General features: G+C 58.3%; 18 protein-coding genes and 2 pseudogenes. 10 read left to right on the forward strand and 10 right to left on the reverse strand.

Translation table 11 applies throughout. The annotated features are described in order from the left end of the window. The first annotated feature begins 240 nt into the window (after positions 1-240). Positions 241-867, forward strand: coding sequence for a response regulator transcription factor (locus tag AC1DIH_RS24860; RefSeq protein ID WP_054593803.1), 627 nt, complete (start codon positions 241-243; stop codon positions 865-867). A gap of 186 nt (positions 868-1053) precedes the next feature. On the opposite strand, the gene AC1DIH_RS24865 is transcribed toward AC1DIH_RS24860, so the two are convergent. The 8 genes from AC1DIH_RS24865 to metG form a co-directional block, all read right to left on the reverse strand. Beyond that, a complete protein-coding gene (locus AC1DIH_RS24865; RefSeq protein ID WP_019693351.1) occupies positions 1054-1233 on the reverse strand; it encodes a PA3496 family putative envelope integrity protein in 180 nt (59 codons plus the stop codon). Positions 1234-1340: 107 nt separating this feature from the next. Continuing rightward, a complete protein-coding gene (nth, locus tag AC1DIH_RS24870) occupies positions 1341-1979 on the reverse strand; it encodes an endonuclease III (RefSeq protein WP_427532975.1) in 639 nt (212 codons plus the stop codon). Positions 1980-2004: 25 nt separating this feature from the next. Continuing rightward, the gene (locus AC1DIH_RS24875; protein ID WP_477773645.1) at positions 2005-2595 is read right to left on the reverse strand and encodes an Rnf-Nqr domain containing protein; all 591 of its coding nucleotides are present in this window, start codon (positions 2593-2595) and stop codon (positions 2005-2007) included. Continuing rightward, positions 2592-3197, reverse strand: coding sequence for an RnfABCDGE type electron transport complex subunit G (locus AC1DIH_RS24880; protein ID WP_477773646.1), 606 nt, complete (start codon positions 3195-3197; stop codon positions 2592-2594). The genes AC1DIH_RS24875 and AC1DIH_RS24880 overlap by 4 nt, the downstream gene beginning before the upstream one ends. Next, positions 3194-4192: an RnfABCDGE type electron transport complex subunit D gene (locus AC1DIH_RS24885; protein WP_477773647.1), complete on the reverse strand. Its 999-nt coding sequence runs from the start codon at positions 4190-4192 to the stop codon at positions 3194-3196. Before AC1DIH_RS24885 ends, AC1DIH_RS24880 begins: the two co-directional genes overlap by 4 nt. Beyond that, entirely contained in the window at positions 4179-5393 is a 1215-nt protein-coding gene (rsxB, locus tag AC1DIH_RS24890) for an electron transport complex subunit RsxB (protein WP_477773648.1), read from the reverse strand. The genes AC1DIH_RS24885 and rsxB overlap by 14 nt, the downstream gene beginning before the upstream one ends. Further along, positions 5390-5977 carry an Rnf-Nqr domain containing protein gene (locus AC1DIH_RS24895; protein WP_477773649.1) on the reverse strand — a complete coding sequence of 196 codons (588 nt, stop codon included), beginning with the start codon at positions 5975-5977 and terminating at the stop codon, positions 5390-5392. The genes rsxB and AC1DIH_RS24895 overlap by 4 nt, the downstream gene beginning before the upstream one ends. Before the next feature lie 120 nt (positions 5978-6097). Continuing rightward, complete coding sequence (gene metG, locus AC1DIH_RS24900) at positions 6098-8149, reverse strand: methionine--tRNA ligase (protein ID WP_477773650.1); 2052 nt, start codon at positions 8147-8149, stop codon at positions 6098-6100. 293 nt (positions 8150-8442) lie between these two features. On the opposite strand from metG, the gene apbC reads away from it, so the two are divergent. After that, entirely contained in the window at positions 8443-9537 is a 1095-nt protein-coding gene (gene apbC / locus AC1DIH_RS24905; protein ID WP_477773651.1) for an iron-sulfur cluster carrier protein ApbC, read from the forward strand. Positions 9538-9696: 159 nt separating this feature from the next. Here apbC and AC1DIH_RS24910 read toward each other — a convergent pair whose 3' ends face one another. Then, positions 9697-10455, reverse strand: a complete 759-nt coding sequence (locus AC1DIH_RS24910; RefSeq protein WP_216744736.1) for an SDR family oxidoreductase — start codon at positions 10453-10455, stop codon at positions 9697-9699. A 166-nt stretch (positions 10456-10621) separates the two neighbouring features. Between AC1DIH_RS24910 and AC1DIH_RS24915 the strand changes: the two genes are divergently transcribed. From AC1DIH_RS24915 to AC1DIH_RS24950, 8 genes and pseudogenes are all read left to right on the forward strand, one after another. After that, on the forward strand, positions 10622-11353 hold the full coding sequence (locus tag AC1DIH_RS24915) for a HugZ family pyridoxamine 5'-phosphate oxidase (RefSeq protein ID WP_477773652.1): 732 nt from the start codon (positions 10622-10624) through the stop codon (positions 11351-11353). Between the two features lie 66 nt (positions 11354-11419). Beyond that, a complete protein-coding gene (locus AC1DIH_RS24920; protein WP_477773653.1) occupies positions 11420-11896 on the forward strand; it encodes an FxsA family protein in 477 nt (158 codons plus the stop codon). A gap of 245 nt (positions 11897-12141) precedes the next feature. Then, positions 12142-12435, forward strand: a complete 294-nt coding sequence (locus AC1DIH_RS24925; RefSeq protein WP_008032125.1) for a co-chaperone GroES — start codon at positions 12142-12144, stop codon at positions 12433-12435. Positions 12436-12484: 49 nt separating this feature from the next. Then, entirely contained in the window at positions 12485-14128 is a 1644-nt protein-coding gene (groL, locus tag AC1DIH_RS24930; protein WP_477773654.1) for a chaperonin GroEL, read from the forward strand. Between the two features lie 216 nt (positions 14129-14344). After that, entirely contained in the window at positions 14345-15028 is a 684-nt protein-coding gene (colR, locus tag AC1DIH_RS24935) for a two-component system response regulator ColR (RefSeq protein ID WP_054593790.1), read from the forward strand. Continuing rightward, positions 15018-16298, forward strand: coding sequence for a sensor histidine kinase (locus AC1DIH_RS24940; RefSeq protein WP_477773655.1), 1281 nt, complete (start codon positions 15018-15020; stop codon positions 16296-16298). Before colR ends, AC1DIH_RS24940 begins: the two co-directional genes overlap by 11 nt. A gap of 56 nt (positions 16299-16354) precedes the next feature. Then, positions 16355-16483, forward strand: a pseudogene (locus AC1DIH_RS24945) (lipopolysaccharide kinase InaA family protein); the annotation flags it as partial. A gap of 2 nt (positions 16484-16485) precedes the next feature. Continuing rightward, the gene (locus tag AC1DIH_RS24950) at positions 16486-16716 is read left to right on the forward strand and encodes a hypothetical protein (protein WP_477773656.1); all 231 of its coding nucleotides are present in this window, start codon (positions 16486-16488) and stop codon (positions 16714-16716) included. 95 nt (positions 16717-16811) lie between these two features. Here the strand turns inward: AC1DIH_RS24950 and AC1DIH_RS24955 are convergent. Continuing rightward, positions 16812-16945 (reverse strand): annotated as a pseudogene (locus AC1DIH_RS24955) (IS110 family transposase); the annotation flags it as partial.

Here is a 16945-nt window from a genome sequence, read left to right on the forward strand (position 1 = left end):
TTGTCAGCTGTTTTTTTTTTTTTGATGTCCGCAGAAAAAATACAGATGACCGGGGGAGGGTAAAGCTTCGAATAAACTTTAAGCGACATTGTTTTCTATGAAATCCTGTAGGGAAAATCCTTGTTGTTTGTAGGGATTGTCTCTCGGTGTAGGTGGTTGGGCTGGGCAGCATCCCAAGGTCGAAACGACTACGCTATTGTGCGGGCTCTAAAAATTCGAACAGCGAAATTGGACTTGCCCATGAATAAAGTGCTGATCGTGGATGATCACCCCGTCATTCGTCTTGCTGTACGTATGCTAATGGAGCGTCATGGCTACGAAGTCATTGCCGAAACGGACAATGGTGTCGATGCCTTGCAACTTGCCCGTGAACAGATGCCGGATATCGTGATACTGGATATCGGTATTCCGAAACTGGATGGCCTGGAAGTTATTGCACGCTTGACCTCGACCACCATGCCTTTGAAAGTGTTGGTCTTGACATCGCAGGCCCCCGGTCACTTTTCAATGCGTTGCATGCAGGCAGGGGCTGCCGGGTATGTCTGCAAACAGCAGGACCTCACCGAGTTGCTCAGTGCAATCAAGGCTGTATTGTCAGGATATAGCTACTTTCCGAATCAGGCGTTGCACTCGGTTCGCTCAAGTTTGGGGAACGCAAGTGAAGCAGACATGGTGGATCGTCTGTCGGGAAGGGAGATGATGGTTTTACAACAGTTGGCCCGAGGCAAGACCAACAAGGAAATTGCCGATGGCATGTTCCTCAGCAATAAAACCGTCAGTACTTACAAAACGCGTCTGCTATTAAAGCTCAATGCTCGTTCGCTGGTAGACCTGATCGAGCTTGCGCAGCGTAATGGTCTGGTTTGAGTTTTTCGGGGGGGGCGCAGTGTTTTGCGCATGGAGACGCTTGAAGGTAAGCAGCATCTGGTTGGATTTTGAGTCGCCGGTTGGCTTGCCCTTATGTCCGGGCGCTCTGGGTTCATTGAATCAGAGGGCATTGCCCAGCGGTTGAGGGCGTGCTGAAAAGCCTCCGTTTCGGGAGGCTTTCAGGTGTTAAAGGTCAAAGTCGTAATCGGCCAGTTGCTTTTGCAAGCGGCGCTCCTCCAGGAGATTATCGATGGTGCGACGTTTGCTCAGGTTGGTCTTCGCTACCTCTACCACAGGCTCGGCATCATCGGCCTCAACGGAGATGAAGTCGTCTTCTGTGTCCAGTTGTTCTTTGCCAGTGCTCATAAGGTTAACTCCAGGCTAAGACTGCCATTGGCGCTTCTTATATCGACATTCTCCCGGCGGGTAAAAAAGATTTTTTCAATCGGTAAATCAATAAAGTTAATAGAACCTCAATCGTCGGAGGTCTTTTGCTTGTATTCGCACAGGTCTTCGATACGGCAGCTGCCACAGCGGGGCTTGCGAGCCAGGCAAACGTAGCGCCCATGGAGGATCAGCCAGTGGTGGGAGTCGAGCAGATACTCCTTGGGCACAAACTTCATCAGTTTCTTTTCCACCTCGACGACATTCTTGCCTGGCGCTAACCCTGTGCGGTTGCTGACCCGGAAAATATGCGTGTCAACGGCCATGGTCAGCTGACGAAAAGCCGTGTTGAGCACCACGTTCGCGGTCTTTCTACCGACCCCGGGCAGCGCTTCCAGCTCCTCGCGGGTTTGCGGTACTTCACCGCCATGAAGCTCTACCAGCATTCGGCAGGTTTCGATGACGTTTTTTGCCTTGCTGTTGTACAGGCCGATGGTCTTGATGTACTCGGACAATCCTTCTACACCCAGCGCATAAATCGCGGCCGGAGTATTGGCTACCGGAAACAGCTTGGCGGTGGCCTTGTTGACGCCCACGTCGGTGGACTGCGCGGAAAGGATCACGGCGATCAGTAATTCGAAGGGCGACGAGTAGGCCAGTTCGGTTTTCGGTTCTGGATTGTCTTCGTGAAGCCGGCGGAAAATTTCCAGGCGTTTTGCGGCATTCATGAGTAGAGCAGTTCCTTGAAGGCGGTCAGTGTGAGGTTGAGGCACCAGGCCAGGCTTGTTTGGCGGCTATGAGCAGTCCCAGCAGGATAAACCCGCCGGGGGCGAGGACGGCCAGTCGTATGCCGCCATCAGCGGTAAACAGCCAGCCTTGCCCGGTGGAATCAATCATTCCGCTCAACCAGGACACATGGCTGGCGAATGACCCATTGCCAAGAGCTTCTCGCAACACGCCCAGAACAACCATCAGCCCGAAAAACAGGCTGGACAGGCGAATCCGGTCGCTCATGCTTGCCTGGGTAAAAAAGCCGTTGTGCTCCAGCGCAATGCACTGCAGGGCAATAAGTCCGGCATACATTCCCAGTTGCCGGTGCAGTTCAAAGGCCCAGGCCTGCAATGCCAATGTGGCCAGGCTGGTCAATGTGGCGGCGAGCGCAATGCTGATGATCAACTGCATGGACGGGACGATGCGCAGTCGCAATACGCTCATCTTCAGGCCGTAAACACCAATGACCAGCAACGACAGCAGCGACAGGCTCAAGGCGTTCACCAGGGAGTCGCTGGCGCCGATCAACGGGGTCAATATCAGCGAGTTCTGCAGCATCGAGGACTGGTTCATTGTCCGCTCCCGATCAGTTGTGGCTGATGCTCGTCGAAATAGCGTAACGCATCATGGATCGCGCTGATCACCGCCCTGGACGTGACGGTTGCGCCGATCAACTGGTCGAATTGCCCCTGATCTTTTTTCAGCGCCCAACCACTGTCACCAGGGTCGTTGCGCGACTTGCCGAAAAAGCCCTGAAGCCAGGGGTTGGGCTGGTCGGCGATTTTCCCTCCCAGCCCGGGTGTTTCCGATTGCTTGAGGGTTTTGACCCCCAGCAACTTGCCGTTGATGTCGATCACGATCAGCAGTTCGATCGCATTTTCGTAACCCGTCACCTGGCTGCGTAATATCACTGCACTGGGTTTTCCGCCTGCTGTGGCCAGGTAACCGCCCAGCAAGGTGCTGTTGCTCAGCGCGATATCCTTGAGTTCGAGTGGCTGGTCCAATGGCTGATTGTCGTAGCTGCCGGCGGGCAGCATGTCGAACAGCTTGCGGCTTTCGATCAAGCGCTGTTCAGCCGAGACCTGCGGTGCGGTGGCGTGTTGCAGGAAAAATGTAGCGCCTGCGCCCAATCCGGCCACGACCACCAGCATCAGCACACTGAAATTCCGGTTCATGGCGTACGAGGCTCTGGTTGTGCAGCAGCTAGGCGTTCCAGGGCCGGTACGCAGAGATTCATCAGCAGCACCGCAAAGGCCACCCCGTCGGGATAGCCGCCCCAGGTTCGAATCAGGTAGGTCAGCAGGCCGACGCCCGCGCCGAACATCAGGCGGGCTTTGGGGCTCTTCGCTCCGGACACCGGTTCGGTCACGATAAAGAATGCCCCGAGCATGCTCGCGCCCGTCAGCAGGTGAAAGAGCGGCGAGCCGTGGGAGTCCGAACCCGAGCCGTTCCAGCACAGCAGGCTGATGACGAACAGACTGCCAAGCATGCCGACCGGCGCATGCCAGCTGAACACCCGCTGCTGTAACAGGAACGCGCCGCCCGCGAGAAAAGCCAGATTCACCCATTCGATACCTTTACCACCCACGTTGCCAAACGCCGGGTTGCCGGCGAAGAGTTCGTCCATGGTCAGGCTTTTGTTGATTCGCAGGCTATCCAGCGCCGTGGCCGTCACCCAGGCGTCGGGCTGCTCGGCACCGCTGAAATTGAAACCGAAAACCTGTTGCAGGCCGGCGAGCAGATTCATCCCGTGGGACGTCGGCCAGTGGGTCATCTGTCGCGGGAAACACACCAGCACCAGCGCAAAACCGAGCATGGCCGGATTGAACGGGTTTTTGCCAACGCCACCATAAAGGTGCTTGCCGAAAAACATCGCGAATGCCGCAGCGCTGACCGTCAGCCACCATGGACAGTAAGGTGGTAACGCCAGTGCCAGCAAGGTGGCGCTGACCAATGCGCTGCCGTCGCTTAACGCAGGCTTGAGCGGGTACTTGCGCAGGCGCAACACCAGAGCTTCAACCGCTAACGCGCTGCCGCAGGCCAGCAGCAGATTGATCAGAACGCCCCAGCCAGATAACCAGAACAACACCAGCATGCCTGGCACGGTGGCCAGTAACACCCGCTTCATCGCCTGTTGCAGGCGATCATCGACCGGTTCAAGGGGCGACATAGGCGTTTACCTGGCGCTCGGCTTCGCAGAGCCTTTCGCGGGCCTTGGCCAGCAGCCCCGCCGGTGTATCAGGATGCCGCTCGAGCTTGCTGACATCGGCGCGAGCATAAGCCAGTTCGGTTTTCAGTTGCCGCAGTTGAGTGTCGATGGGACGTTTTTCGACACGTACCAGATCGGGTGCCGGTTTTTCGCTGGCGCCTTCGGCAGCGTGCAGCGCCTGCTCCGCTTGAGCCAGGGCTGCGCTGAGCGCTTCCAGTTGCTCGGCCGGGGCTTCGCTGGCCTGGGCTTTTTTCAGCTCGGCGCGACGCATCGCCAGCTGGATTTTCGCGCGTTTGAGTTCGGCATCGTTGGCCGGCGCCGTCGGTTGCACAGGTGCTGGCGGCACCGTGCTTTCGAGCTGCGCCAGGACCTGCTCGGCGGCTTCGAATTGCTGCTGCAAAATGATCAGCTGCGACTGCTGTTCGAAGGTCGGAGGATGCCCAAAAGCCTTCAGCGATTTGTTCAGTTGTGCGCGGCTCATCGCCACATCGATCTTGGCTTTTTTCAGCGCGGCATCGGCGGCTGCGGCTTTTTGTGCCTGAACCCGGGCAATGGCGTCCTGCAGCGGGGTATTGCTGGCATCGCTGTGCTGTGCGGCTTTTTGCGCGCGGGCCAGTCGTTCGGCGTGCTTTTGCTCTTCCTCACGACGCAGGCGTGCATTGCGCTGTTCGAAGCGCTGCCTTGCGTGATCGCGTTTGGCGGTGCGTGCTTGCAGTTCTTCGGGCGTGAACGCCAGACCACCGACAATCGGCAGCACTTTGTCCGAGGGCAATGGATGCATTTCGATGCAATCCACCGGGCAGGGCGCTACACAAAGATCGCAGCCGGTGCATTCGTCGATAAGCACTGTGTGCATCAGTTTTGCCGCACCGACAATCGCGTCTATCGGGCAGGCCTGAATGCACTTGGTGCAGCCGATGCATTCGGCTTCACGGATAAATGCAATTTGCGCCGGTGCCGAGCCACGGCTGGTGTCCAGTTCCAACACCGGGATTTTCAGCAGTTCGGCCAACGCTGAAATGGTCTCGTTGCCGCCCGGCGGGCACTTGTTGATTGCCTCGCCATTGGCGATGCCTTCAGCGTAGGGCTTGCATCCGGGGTGGCCGCATTTGCCGCATTGGGTCTGCGGCAGGAGTGCGTCGATACGTTGAATCAGACTCATGTTTTGATCAGTCCGCTGAAGCCGAGAAAGGCCACTGCGATCAGTCCGGCGCTGATCAGGTCGATCGGCAGGCCACGAAAGGGCAGGGGCACATCGTTATTGAGGGTGCGCTGGCGCAGGTCGCTGAACAGACTCAGCACCAGCCAGAAACCCAGCCCGGCGCCGAGACACAGCGCTACGTGATAGCCAAAACCTTTGTCGCTCTGCATACCGAACAGGCTCAGTCCCAACACGCCAGCGTTGCCCAGCAGCAACGGCCACAAGCCGTTGAATGGTACCTGCGGCAGGGCACGCGTCAGCAGATTCAGCACCGGGGTAATCAGCAGTACGCTCAAGGGCAAAAACACAAACAGGTACAAGGACCTCAGCCCAAGCGGTATCAGCAACCAGTGATAGGCCGCGTAACCCAGAACGCCGCTGAGCAACATCAGGCAGGTGGTTGCAATGCCCAGGGCATGAACCTGACGACGCTCGATGGCAGGCTCACGCGTCGATTGCATCAACGGATCGACACCCAGCGGCCAGTGCACGATGAAGTTATTGATCAGGGCGGTGCTGATGAGCGTGAGCAGAATATCGGTCATGGGCGTGCCGGGTTGAGCGAACGGGCCTGTGCATAAAGATTAGGCATTATCCGGCAAGCAGATATGAAAATCCCACCGCCGCGAGTCAACGCGACGGTGGGATCGGTTCAGTCAGGCAACTTACTTGATGCGCTGACCCGGCTTGGCGCCGCTGTCCGGGCTCAACAGGTAGATTTCTTCGCCGCCAGGGCCTGCCGCCATGACCATGCCTTCGGAGATCCCGAAACGCATTTTGCGTGGCTTGAGGTTGGCGATCATCATCGTCAGACGACCTTCAAGCTTGGCCGGGTCTGGATATGCGCTCTTGATGCCGGAGAACACGTTGCGTTGCTCGTCACCGATATCCAGGGTCAGGCGCAGCAGCTTGTCCGCGCCTTCCACGGCTTCGGCCTTGAGAATCAGCGCCACCCGCAGGTCAACTGCGGCAAAGGTATCGAACTCGATCTCTGGCGACAGCGGATCCTTGGCCAGTTCGCCATTCCCTTGTGGGGCGGCATCACCGGTGTCGGTCTGGCTGGCGGCCAGGTCTTCTTTCGAAGCGTCGGTCATGGCTTGCACCTTGACCGGGTCGATACGGGTCATCAGCGGTTTGAACTCGTTCAGCTGATGGTTGCTGAGCAGGGTCGCGTGATCGTTCCAGGTCAGCGGTGCGACGTTGAGGAACGCCTCGGCGTCGGCGGCCAGCAACGGCAGCACAGGCTTGAGGAAGATCACCAGTTGGCGGAACAGGTTGACGCCCAGTGCGCAGATCGCCTGGACTTCGTCTTGCTTGCCTTCCTGTTTGTTCAGCGACCATGGCGCCTTGTCGGCGATCCAGGCGTTGGCGCAGTCGGCCAGGCCCATGATTTCACGCATGGCACGGGCGAAGTCGCGAGCCTCGTAAGCCTCGGCGATGCTTGGCGCGGCGGCCAGGAACGCTTCGGTCAATTCTGGCGCGGCATTCCCGGCCACCAGCACGCCGGCGTTGCCTTTGTGAATGAAGCCTGCGCAGCGGCTGGCGATGTTGACGACTTTACCGACCAGGTCGGAATTGACCTTCTGCACGAAGTCTTCGAGGTTCAGGTCCAGGTCGTCGACGCCACGGCCGAGTTTGGAAGCGTAGTAGTAACGCAGGTATTCCGGCGACAGGTGGTCCAGGTAGGTCCGGGCCTTGATAAAGGTGCCGCGGGACTTGGACATTTTCTGGCCATTGACGGTCAGGTAGCCGTGTACGTTGATACCGGTCGGCTTGCGGTAGCCCGCGCCTTCGAGCATGGCTGGCCAGAACAGCGCGTGGAAATTGACGATGTCCTTGCCGATGAAGTGGTACAGCTCGGCGGTGGAGTCCTTGGCCCAGTACGCGTCGAAGTCCAGTTCAGGACGACGTGCGCAGAGGTTCTTGAAGCTCGCCATGTAGCCGATTGGCGCGTCCAGCCAGACATAGAAGTACTTGCCTGGCTCGTCCGGGATTTCGAAACCGAAATACGGCGCATCGCGGGAGATATCCCACTGTTGCAGGCCGACATCCAGCCATTCGGCGATTTTGTTCGCGACTGCGTCTTGCAGGGTGCCGCTGCGGGTCCATTCCTGCAGCATCTGCTGGAAGTCCGGCAGCTTGAAGAAGAAGTGTTGGGAATCCTTGAGCACCGGCGTGGCGCCCGAGATCGCCGACTTCGGATCTTTCAGGTCGGTCGGTGCATAAGTGGCACCGCATTTTTCGCAGTTATCGCCGTACTGGTCTTCAGTGCCGCACTTCGGGCAGGTGCCCTTGATGAAGCGGTCGGCCAGGAACATTTTCTTTTCCGGGTCGAAATACTGGGTGATCGAACGCGTGGCGATGTGCCCGGCGTCACGCAGCTTCAGGTAGATCTGACTCGACAGCTCACGGTTTTCTTCGGCGTGAGTGGAGTGGAAGTTGTCGAAGTCCACCAGGAACTCGGCAAAGTCGGCGCTGTGTTCAGCCTGGACGTTGGCGATCAGTTGTTCCGGGGTGATGCCTTCTTTTTCTGCGCGCAGCATGATGGCCGAACCGTGGGCGTCGTCCGCGCAGACATACGTGCATTGATTGCCGCGATGCTTCTGGAAGCGCACCCACATATCGGTCTGGATGTACTCAAGCATATGGCCAAGGTGGATTGAACCATTGGCATAGGGCAGGGCGCTGGTGACGAGGATCTTGCGTGGCTCGGACATGGGGCTCGGCTACTTGATGAAACGGAGGTCGGCCACTATAAAGCGCCGGCGCATATTTTTCACCCTTCAGGCCTGTTTCCGGATACATCGGCTGCGAAAACCTGTGGCGAGGGAGCTTGCTCCCGCTGGGTGGCGAAGCCGCCCCAAATCAGGCGACACCGAGCTGGCAGTATCACCGCGTCGATAAAGTTACGGCTGCTGCGCACCCGAGCGGGAGCAAGCTCCCTCGCCACAAATGAGTGTCCGGCGTAGGATACCCGTCTGATTTTCCAGCCTTGTTATCGGAGTTGCCCATGAGCGCCGTCAATCGCGCAGCGGTGGAAGCCGTCCTTCGTCAGTACACCGACCCTTACTTGAACCAGGATCCGGTCAGCGCCGGTTGCCTGCGCAGCATCGACATTCAGGGCGACCGCGTCAGCGTTCAGCTGGAACTGGGCTACGCCGCCGGCCTGTTCAAGAGTGGTTGGGCGCAAATGCTGCAAATGGCGATCGAAGGCCTGGAGGGCGTGACCTCGGCCAAAGTCGACATCAGCACCGTGATTGCCGCGCACAAGGCACAGGCGCAGATCCCGGGCCTGGCCAACGTCAAGAACGTGGTCGCCGTGGCGTCCGGCAAGGGCGGTGTGGGCAAATCCACTACCGCCGCCAACCTCGCGTTGGCGCTGGCCCGTGAAGGCGCAAAGGTCGGGATCCTCGATGCCGATATCTATGGTCCGAGCCAGGGCATCATGTTCGGCATCCCGGAAGGCACCCGACCTAAAATCAAGGACCAGAAGTGGTTCGTGCCGATCGAGTCGCATGGCGTTGAAGTCATGTCCATGGCGTTTTTGACCGACGACAACACGCCGATGGTCTGGCGTGGCCCGATGGTTTCCGGCGCCTTGCTGCAACTGGTAACGCAGACGGCCTGGAGCGAGCTGGATTATCTGGTGATCGACATGCCGCCGGGCACCGGCGACATTCAGTTGACCCTGGCGCAAAAAGTCCCGGTGGCCGGTGCGGTGATCGTCACCACGCCGCAGGATCTGGCATTGCTGGACGCCCGCAAAGGCGTGGAGATGTTCCGCAAGGTCAACATTCCAGTGCTTGGCGTGGTGGAAAACATGGCTGTGCACATCTGCTCCAACTGCGGTCATGCCGAGCACCTGTTCGGTGAAGGCGGCGGCGAGAAGCTGGCCAGCCAATATGGCGTCGAACTGCTGGCATCGCTGCCGCTGTCGATGTTGATCCGCGAGCAGGCTGACGGCGGCAAGCCAACAGTGATTGCCGAACCGGACAGCCAGATCGCCATGGTCTACCAGGAACTGGCCCGTCACGTGGGGGCGCGGATTGTCTTGCAGGAAGCCGCCACGCCAGCGATGCCGAACATCACCGTCAGCGACGATTGATGAGGTGAAACCAATGAACGGCTATCAAAGCCGCTCATTTGAAATGCAATTTAATGTGTGCGGGCTTGCTCGCGAATGCGGTCTAACTGCCAGCATCTTTGCTGAATGTTAACCAGTCTTCGCGAGCAAGCCCGCTCCCACATTAGCTTTATGCCAACCTTAAATGCGCAAACCGCCATCCATCTCCAGGATCCTGCCGGTGTAATAGTCGTTCTCGAAGATGTACGCCGCCGAGTGGGCGATCTCTTCGGGCTTGCCCATGCGCTTGAGCGGAATCCCGGAGGTCATTTTCTCCAGCGCTTCAGGCTTCATGCTCAGGGTCATTTCGGTTTCGATGAAGCCCGGCGCAATGCCGGCCACGCGAATGCCGTAGCGCGCCAGTTCCTTGGCCCAGGTCACGGTGGCCGCAGCAACCCCGGCCTTGGCGGCGGAGTAGTTGGTCTGGCCGACGTTGCCGGCGCGGGAGATCGAGGAGATGTTGACGATCGCGCCGCTGGTCTTCAGCTCGATCATTTTCGCCGCCACTTCACGGGTGCACAGGAACACGCCGGTCAGGTTGACGTCGATCACGGCCTGCCACTGGGCCAGGCTCATTTTGGTCATTTCGCCGTCCTTGACCTTGATCAGCAGGCCATCGCGCAGGATCCCGGCGTTGTTGATCAAACCATGGATCGCGCCGAAGTCTTCGGCAACCTGGGCGACCATGTGAGTCACCTGTTCTTCATTGGCGACGTTGCACAGGTAAGCGCGAGCCTCGACACCGGCGGCTTTGCAGGCGGCGACGGCCTGGTCCAGCTTTTCCTGGTTGAGATCGACCAGTGCCAGTTTTGCGCCCTTGGCGGCGAAATACTCGGCCATCGAACGGCCTAAACCCTGGCAACCGCCGGTGATAATGATTACTTTGTCAGTGAGTTTCATTCGCATGCCCCCAGTGGCAGGTCAGAGTGGTTTCCTTTTAGAGAGCCTCTCGATCTGCACCTGATGTGGCCTGGCTGCACATGAGAACTGCCCCGATGGCGTTGCTGGAACTTTGATCCAGGTGCCTGTCCGTTTTTTTGACGGATTCTATATAAGGAGTCATAAATTGAGCGTTGAAGCTGCCAAGCATGCCCGAGAATTGTTGCTCAAGGAATACCGCGGAGTGCTCTCGACGCACTCCAAGGCGATGCCCGGTTTCCCGTTCGGCTCAGTGGTTCCTTATTGCCTGGACGAGCAGGGCCGGCCGCTGATCCTGATCAGCCGGATCGCCCAGCACACCCACAATCTGCAAAAAGACCCCAAATGCTCACTGCTGGTGGGTGAACGCGAGGCTGAAGACGTGCAGGCCGTTGGTCGCCTGACCTACCTGGCCGAAGCGGAAAAAATTGAAGACCAGGCTGCCATCGATGCCGCCGCCGAGCGTTATTACCGCTATTTCCCGGACTCGCAGAATTATCACAAGGCGCATGATTTCGACTTCTGGGTACTCAAACCGGTACGGCATCGCTACATCGGCGGTTTCGGTGCGATTCACTGGGTCGACCAACTGACCCTGGCCAACCCATTCGCCGGCAAGGCCGAAGCGAGCATGATCGAACACATGAACACCGATCACGCCAAGGCCATCGCCCATTACGTCGAGCTGGCAGGCTTGCCGAAAACCGCACCCGCTCAGTTGGCGGGTATCGATGCCGAAGGCATGCACCTGCGCATTGGCCAGGGGCTGTACTGGTTACCGTTCCCGGAAGTGTGTAATACGCCGACACAAGTACGCGAAGCCCTGGTTTTATTGGCTCACGCCGAGCATTGGCCGAAAAATGCGACAGCCGACGCTTGAAATCACGAAACGGCGACGTCATCTACGTTCTACTTGCAAGGCATTCTTGCGTTGAGGAACCATTTGATGCGCCCTTTTTTGTTGCTCTTTCTGCTGTTCCCGGTGTTGGAGCTGTTCGTATTCGTCAAGGTCAGCGCGGCCATCGGGTTTTTCCCGGCGCTGCTGCTGATCATTCTCGGCTCGATGTTCGGCGTGTTCGTGCTGCGCATCGCCGGCCTGGCGACCGCATTGCGCGCTCGTGAAAGCCTGAACCGCGGCGAGCTGCCAGCACAGACCATGCTTGAAGGCCTGATGCTGGCCTTGGGTGGTGGCCTGTTGATCCTGCCAGGTTTCATCAGCAGCGTGATCGGTCTGATCATGATCTTGCCGATCACCCGCCGGCTGCTGGCCAACGTGATGCGCAAGCGCGCCGAAGAGCAGGCAATTCGTCAGCGTGCCTTTGCCGATGATCTGCAACCGCGTGGCGGCCCGGCTCCGCGTCAACCGTTGGGCCGTGAGCCGAACGTGATCGAAGGCGAGTTCGAGCACCGCGACTCCAAATAATGGGTTCATTCACACGGCACCTTCGGGTGCCGTGTTCGTTTCTGTGGTCGGTGCCGTAAAAAAATCACTGCCCAGCCCTTGTAATAAGCTTATGCGCCCTTATGTAACGGTCACCGCAAGGTTTCTGGTGAAGATCACCAGACAGACTTCCGCGGTTCGCTTGACGAGCCGCAACCGGCAACGCCGGAATTTAACCCGCCGGGATTACACCGGCCGCTGAAAACCACAATTAGGAGAGATCGACAATGAAGCTTCGTCCTCTGCATGACCGCGTCGTCATCCGTCGCAGCGAAGAAGAAAAGAAAACCGCTGGCGGTATCGTTCTGCCAGGTTCGGCTGCCGAAAAAGCCAACAGCGGTGAAGTCCTTGCTGTAGGTACCGGCCGCGTGCTGGACAACGGTGAAGTGCGTGCGCTGGCCGTGAAAGTGGGTGACAAGGTTGTGTTCGGCCCGTACTCCGGCAGCAACACTGTGAAAGTCGACGGTGAAGACCTGCTGGTAATGGCTGAGAACGAGATTCTCGCTGTTATCGAAGGCTGATTTGCGCTCAATTTCCCGCTACTACAAAAGTATTTAAGGAATATCGATCATGGCTGCTAAAGAAGTTAAATTCGGCGATTCCGCCCGTAAGAAAATGCTCGCCGGTGTCAACGTCCTGGCTGACGCAGTAAAAGCGACCCTGGGCCCTAAAGGCCGTAACGTGATCATCGAGAAGAGCTTCGGCGCTCCGACCATCACCAAGGACGGCGTTTCCGTAGCCAAAGAAATCGAGCTGAAAGACCGTTTCGAAAACATGGGCGCGCAGCTGGTCAAAGACGTTGCCTCCCGTGCCAACGATGACGCAGGCGACGGCACCACCACCGCGACCGTTCTGGCTCAGTCGATCGTCAACGAAGGCCTGAAAGCCGTCGCTGCCGGCATGAACCCGATGGACCTGAAACGCGGTATCGACAAAGCGACCATCGCTATCGTCAAAGAGCTCAAAGCCCTGTCCAAGCCATGCGCTGACACCAAGGCAATCGCTCAGGTCGGCACCATCTCGGCCAACTCCGACAGCTCCATCGGCGACATCATTGCCGAAGCCATGGAAAAAGTCGGTAAAGAAGGCGTGATCACCGTTGAAGAAGGCTCGGGCCTGGAAAACGAACTGTCGGTTGTAGAAGGCATGCAGTTCGACCGTGGCTACCTGTCCCCGTACTTCGTCAACAAGCCAGAGACCATGACCGCCGAACTGGACGGTCCGCTGATCCTGCTGGTCGACAAAAAGATCTCGAACATCCGCGAAATGCTGCCAGTACTGGAAGCCGTTGCCAAAGCCGGCCGTCCTCTGCTGATCGTTGCCGAAGACGTTGAAGGCGAAGCCCTGGCGACTCTGGTTGTGAACAACATGCGCGGCATCGTTAAAGTGGCTGCCGTCAWGGCCCCAGGCTTCGGCGACCGTCGCAAGGCCATGCTGCAGGACATCGCTGTTCTGACTGGCGGTACCGTTATCTCCGAAGAGATCGGCCTGAGCCTGGAAAGCACTACCCTGGAACACCTGGGTAATGCCAAGCGCGTGATCCTGTCCAAAGAAAACACCACCATCATCGACGGTGCTGGCGTTGAGGCTGACATCCAGGCTCGCGTTGTGCAGATCCGTCAACAAGTGGCTGACACTTCGTCCGACTACGACCGTGAAAAACTGCAAGAGCGTCTGGCCAAGCTGTCCGGCGGCGTTGCAGTGATCAAGGTTGGCGCGGGTTCCGAAGTTGAAATGAAAGAGAAGAAAGCCCGCGTTGAAGACGCCCTGCACGCTACCCGTGCAGCCGTTGAAGAAGGCGTGGTACCTGGCGGCGGCGTGGCACTGGTTCGCGCTCTGCAAGCGATCTCCGAGCTGAAAGGCGACAACGATGACCAGAACGTAGGCATCCAGTTGCTGCGTCGCGCTGTTGAAGCGCCACTGCGCCAGATCGTTGCCAACTCCGGCGACGAGCCAAGCGTTGTAGTCGACAAGGTCAAGCAGGGCAAGGGTAACTACGGTTACAACGCTGCTACCGGCGAATACGGCGACATGATCGAAATGGGTATCCTGGACCCGGCTAAAGTGACTCGTTCGGCTCTGCAAGCGGCTTCGTCGATTGCCAGCCTGATGATCACCACCGAAGCCATGATCGCCGAGATCAAGGAAGACGCACCAGCTGGCGGCGGCATGCCAGACATGGGCGGTATGGGCGGCATGGGCGGCATGATGTAAGCCAGCCTTACCCTGTACGAAAAAACCCCGCTGGCGTAAGCCGGCGGGGTTTTTTATTTTCTGTGAAGAAGATTGTTCACGCGCAGAGCGTGGGAACGATCAAACCCGACAGTCATTCTGACAGGGCGGATAATCAGACAGCCCTATCCCTGAGTCACTCTTGGCCTTAAGCTGCGCGGTCCAAGACGGCCGTAACTGTGTACGGAGCAAGTGCCCATGCGAATTCTATTGGTTGAAGACAACCGCGACATCCTCGCCAATCTGGCTGATTACCTGGGGCTTAAAGGCTATACCGTGGATTGCGCGCAGGACGGTTTGTCAGGTCTGCACCTGGCGGCCACCGAGCATTACGACCTGATCGTGCTCGACATCATGCTGCCCGGTATCGATGGCTACACCCTGTGTAAACGCCTGCGTGAAGATGCACGGCGCGATACCCCGGTGATCATGCTGACCGCCCGCGACCAACTGGATGACCGGCTGCAGGGCTTCAAGTCCGGTGCCGATGATTACCTGGTCAAACCGTTTGCCCTGTCTGAACTGGCGGCGCGCATCGAGGCGGTCATGCGCCGTACCCAGGGCGGCGGTCGCCGTGCCTTGCAGGTTGGCGATCTGAGCTACGACCTCGACACGCTGGAAGTGACCCGTGAAGGTCGCCTGCTGAAACTCAACCCGGTAGGCCTCAAGCTGCTGGCGGTGTTGATGCAGAAAAGCCCGCACGTCTTGCGTCGCGAAATACTCGAAGAAGCCCTCTGGGGTGACGACTGTCCGGACAGCGACAGCCTGCGCAGTCACGTCCATCAGTTGCGTCAGGTGATCGACAAGCCGTTCGCCAAACCCTTGCTGCAAACCGTGCACGGCGTCGGCTATCGCCTGGCCGAGGGGCGTGATGGAGTTTAAGCAGAGCCTTGCTCAGCGGATCATTATTGCCTTCGCCTTGATGAGTGCGTTGGTGGCGGGGGCATTCGCCATAGGCATCGTGGCGACCGTGCATCTGGTCGAAGCAAAGCTGATTTCCGCAGGCCTGGGTGGCGATTTACAGCGTTTGCTGTTGATGGACAGCATGGCCGACTGGAGTCACCGTCCCGAACCCGATCAGTTGTTCTACTTCAGTGGCGGCCCTGGCGACTTTGACTTGCCCAGGGACCTGCGGCATCTGAATGCCGGCTTTCATGAAGTATTTCGCGAGCAGCTGTCATACCACGCGCTCGTCGAGATCGTTGACGGCCGACGCTACGTCCTGATGCAGGATCAAAGCGATTTCGAAGAGCGCGAGCGAGTGCTGTTTGCCGTAGTACTGGTGGGGTTTGTATTAAGTCTGGCATTGGCGGTGTTCCTTGGCTGGGTGCTCGCGCGCAAGGTCATGGCACCGGTGGTCCGGCTGGCGCGCCAGGTGCGTCACCGCGATCAACTGCTCGGCCTGGCACCGCCGCTGGCGCCGGACTATGCCGCCGATGAAGTCGGTGAGCTAGCTGTCGCCTTCGACGCCACGCTGGGCCGATTGCGCCAGGCGCTGAGTCGCGAACGGCTGTTCACCAGCGACGTCAGTCACGAACTGCGCACCCCGTTGATGGTATTGGCCAGCTCCTGCGAACTGTTGCTGGAGAACCCGGACCTCGATCAGCGCAGTCGCAACCAGGTCGAGCGGATCGCTCGTGCCTGTGAAGAGATGCGCGAACTGGTCCAGACCTTCCTGATGCTCGCCCGGGCCAAGCGTGAAGATGCCAGCATGTCGCCGCAACAGACCCTGGGGCAGGTGGCCGAGGACTTGCTCGGCCTGTGGCGCGAGCCGATCGAAGACAAGGGGCTCACGCTGTTTTATGAACCCGGCAATCCGACGGATACGCGCTATAACGCGACATTCCTGCACGCGGTCATGGGCAACCTGTTACGTAATGCCTTGCACTACACCGACAGCGGGTTTATTCGCCTGACCATTCTGCCCCACGGTTTTCTGGTCGAAGACAGCGGTGTCGGTATTCCCGAAGAGAAGCGCGAAGCGATGTTCGAGCCGTTTGTGCGCGGTGGCGAGAAGCGTGGGGAAGGGCTTGGGCTGGGCCTGTCGCTGGTGCAGAGGATTTGTGAAAACCAGGGCTGGAGTGTCAGTCTCAGCACCATGGAACCTAACGGCTGCCGCTTTTATGTCGAACTGGGCAAACCGGACGCCTGATGCCTCGGTCGCTACCGTAGAAGCAGAGTTCAAGCAGGCGGATTTTCGGGTTCAGGACCCGCCAGCAAGCGGCTTCGCATGACATGAAACAGCTGCGCCGCCACTCGTCGTGGGGCTCGGCGGATTGGGAGAAGCTCAACTATTTTTATAACAAGGTATTTGGCAGCACCATCAAAGGTTTGTAGCGATGAAACTAGAAATTGCTAGGGGTCTATTTTTGGCAGGAGCCTTGGCAGTTGTTTCATTGGCGGTGGTCGGCCTGGAGCAACCACGTACACAAGTTCTCAGTGCAAAGCATGGGGGCGCGCATTGCCCGCTACCACGGGCTGCGAAGTCATCTACGGTGAACCACTCCGATAATGATGAGTTGTTTTTGTTCATGCTCGGCATGACTCAGGGAATGAAGCACCAGAGTTGAAAACCCTCAAGCCCAGATCAAAGGCCTCGTATACGCGAGGCCTTTTGCTTTTGAACCCATATCTTCAATTTGCCGAAAAACCAATGTGGGAGATTCTATGTTGCAGGACAACCCTGCAGCGGTCGATTCGGTCGGTATTCGCTCTGGTTTTTCATCAGGGCGAACGCCACCCGGGCGAGTTTGCGGGCAAGGATTACCAGGGCCTGAGTCTTCTTGAAACCTCTGGCCA

Source organism: Pseudomonas sp. 05N36, from assembly GCF_056397385.1.

Bases quoted from the DNA above. Each gene is read 5' to 3' on its own strand.
- AC1DIH_RS24920 (WP_477773653.1), top strand. From the start codon at position 11,420: ATGCGCCCTTTTTTGTTGCTCTTTCTGCTGTTCCCGGTGTTGGAGCTG.
- AC1DIH_RS24885 (WP_477773647.1), bottom strand. From the start codon at position 4,192: ATGTCGCCCCTTGAACCGGTCGATGATCGCCTGCAACAGGCGATGAAG.
- AC1DIH_RS24880 (WP_477773646.1), bottom strand. From the start codon at position 3,197: ATGAACCGGAATTTCAGTGTGCTGATGCTGGTGGTCGTGGCCGGATTG.
- AC1DIH_RS24860 (WP_054593803.1), top strand. From the start codon at position 241: ATGAATAAAGTGCTGATCGTGGATGATCACCCCGTCATTCGTCTTGCT.
- apbC (WP_477773651.1), top strand. From the start codon at position 8,443: ATGAGCGCCGTCAATCGCGCAGCGGTGGAAGCCGTCCTTCGTCAGTAC.
- AC1DIH_RS24950 (WP_477773656.1), top strand. From the start codon at position 16,486: ATGAAACTAGAAATTGCTAGGGGTCTATTTTTGGCAGGAGCCTTGGCA.
- AC1DIH_RS24925 (WP_008032125.1), top strand. From the start codon at position 12,142: ATGAAGCTTCGTCCTCTGCATGACCGCGTCGTCATCCGTCGCAGCGAA.
- metG (WP_477773650.1), bottom strand. From the start codon at position 8,149: ATGTCCGAGCCACGCAAGATCCTCGTCACCAGCGCCCTGCCCTATGCC.
- AC1DIH_RS24895 (WP_477773649.1), bottom strand. From the start codon at position 5,977: ATGACCGATATTCTGCTCACGCTCATCAGCACCGCCCTGATCAATAAC.
- AC1DIH_RS24875 (WP_477773645.1), bottom strand. From the start codon at position 2,595: ATGAACCAGTCCTCGATGCTGCAGAACTCGCTGATATTGACCCCGTTG.
- AC1DIH_RS24910 (WP_216744736.1), bottom strand. From the start codon at position 10,455: ATGAAACTCACTGACAAAGTAATCATTATCACCGGCGGTTGCCAGGGT.
- nth (WP_427532975.1), bottom strand. From the start codon at position 1,979: ATGAATGCCGCAAAACGCCTGGAAATTTTCCGCCGGCTTCACGAAGAC.
- AC1DIH_RS24865 (WP_019693351.1), bottom strand. From the start codon at position 1,233: ATGAGCACTGGCAAAGAACAACTGGACACAGAAGACGACTTCATCTCC.
- rsxB (WP_477773648.1), bottom strand. From the start codon at position 5,393: ATGAGTCTGATTCAACGTATCGACGCACTCCTGCCGCAGACCCAATGC.
- AC1DIH_RS24940 (WP_477773655.1), top strand. From the start codon at position 15,018: ATGGAGTTTAAGCAGAGCCTTGCTCAGCGGATCATTATTGCCTTCGCC.
- colR (WP_054593790.1), top strand. From the start codon at position 14,345: ATGCGAATTCTATTGGTTGAAGACAACCGCGACATCCTCGCCAATCTG.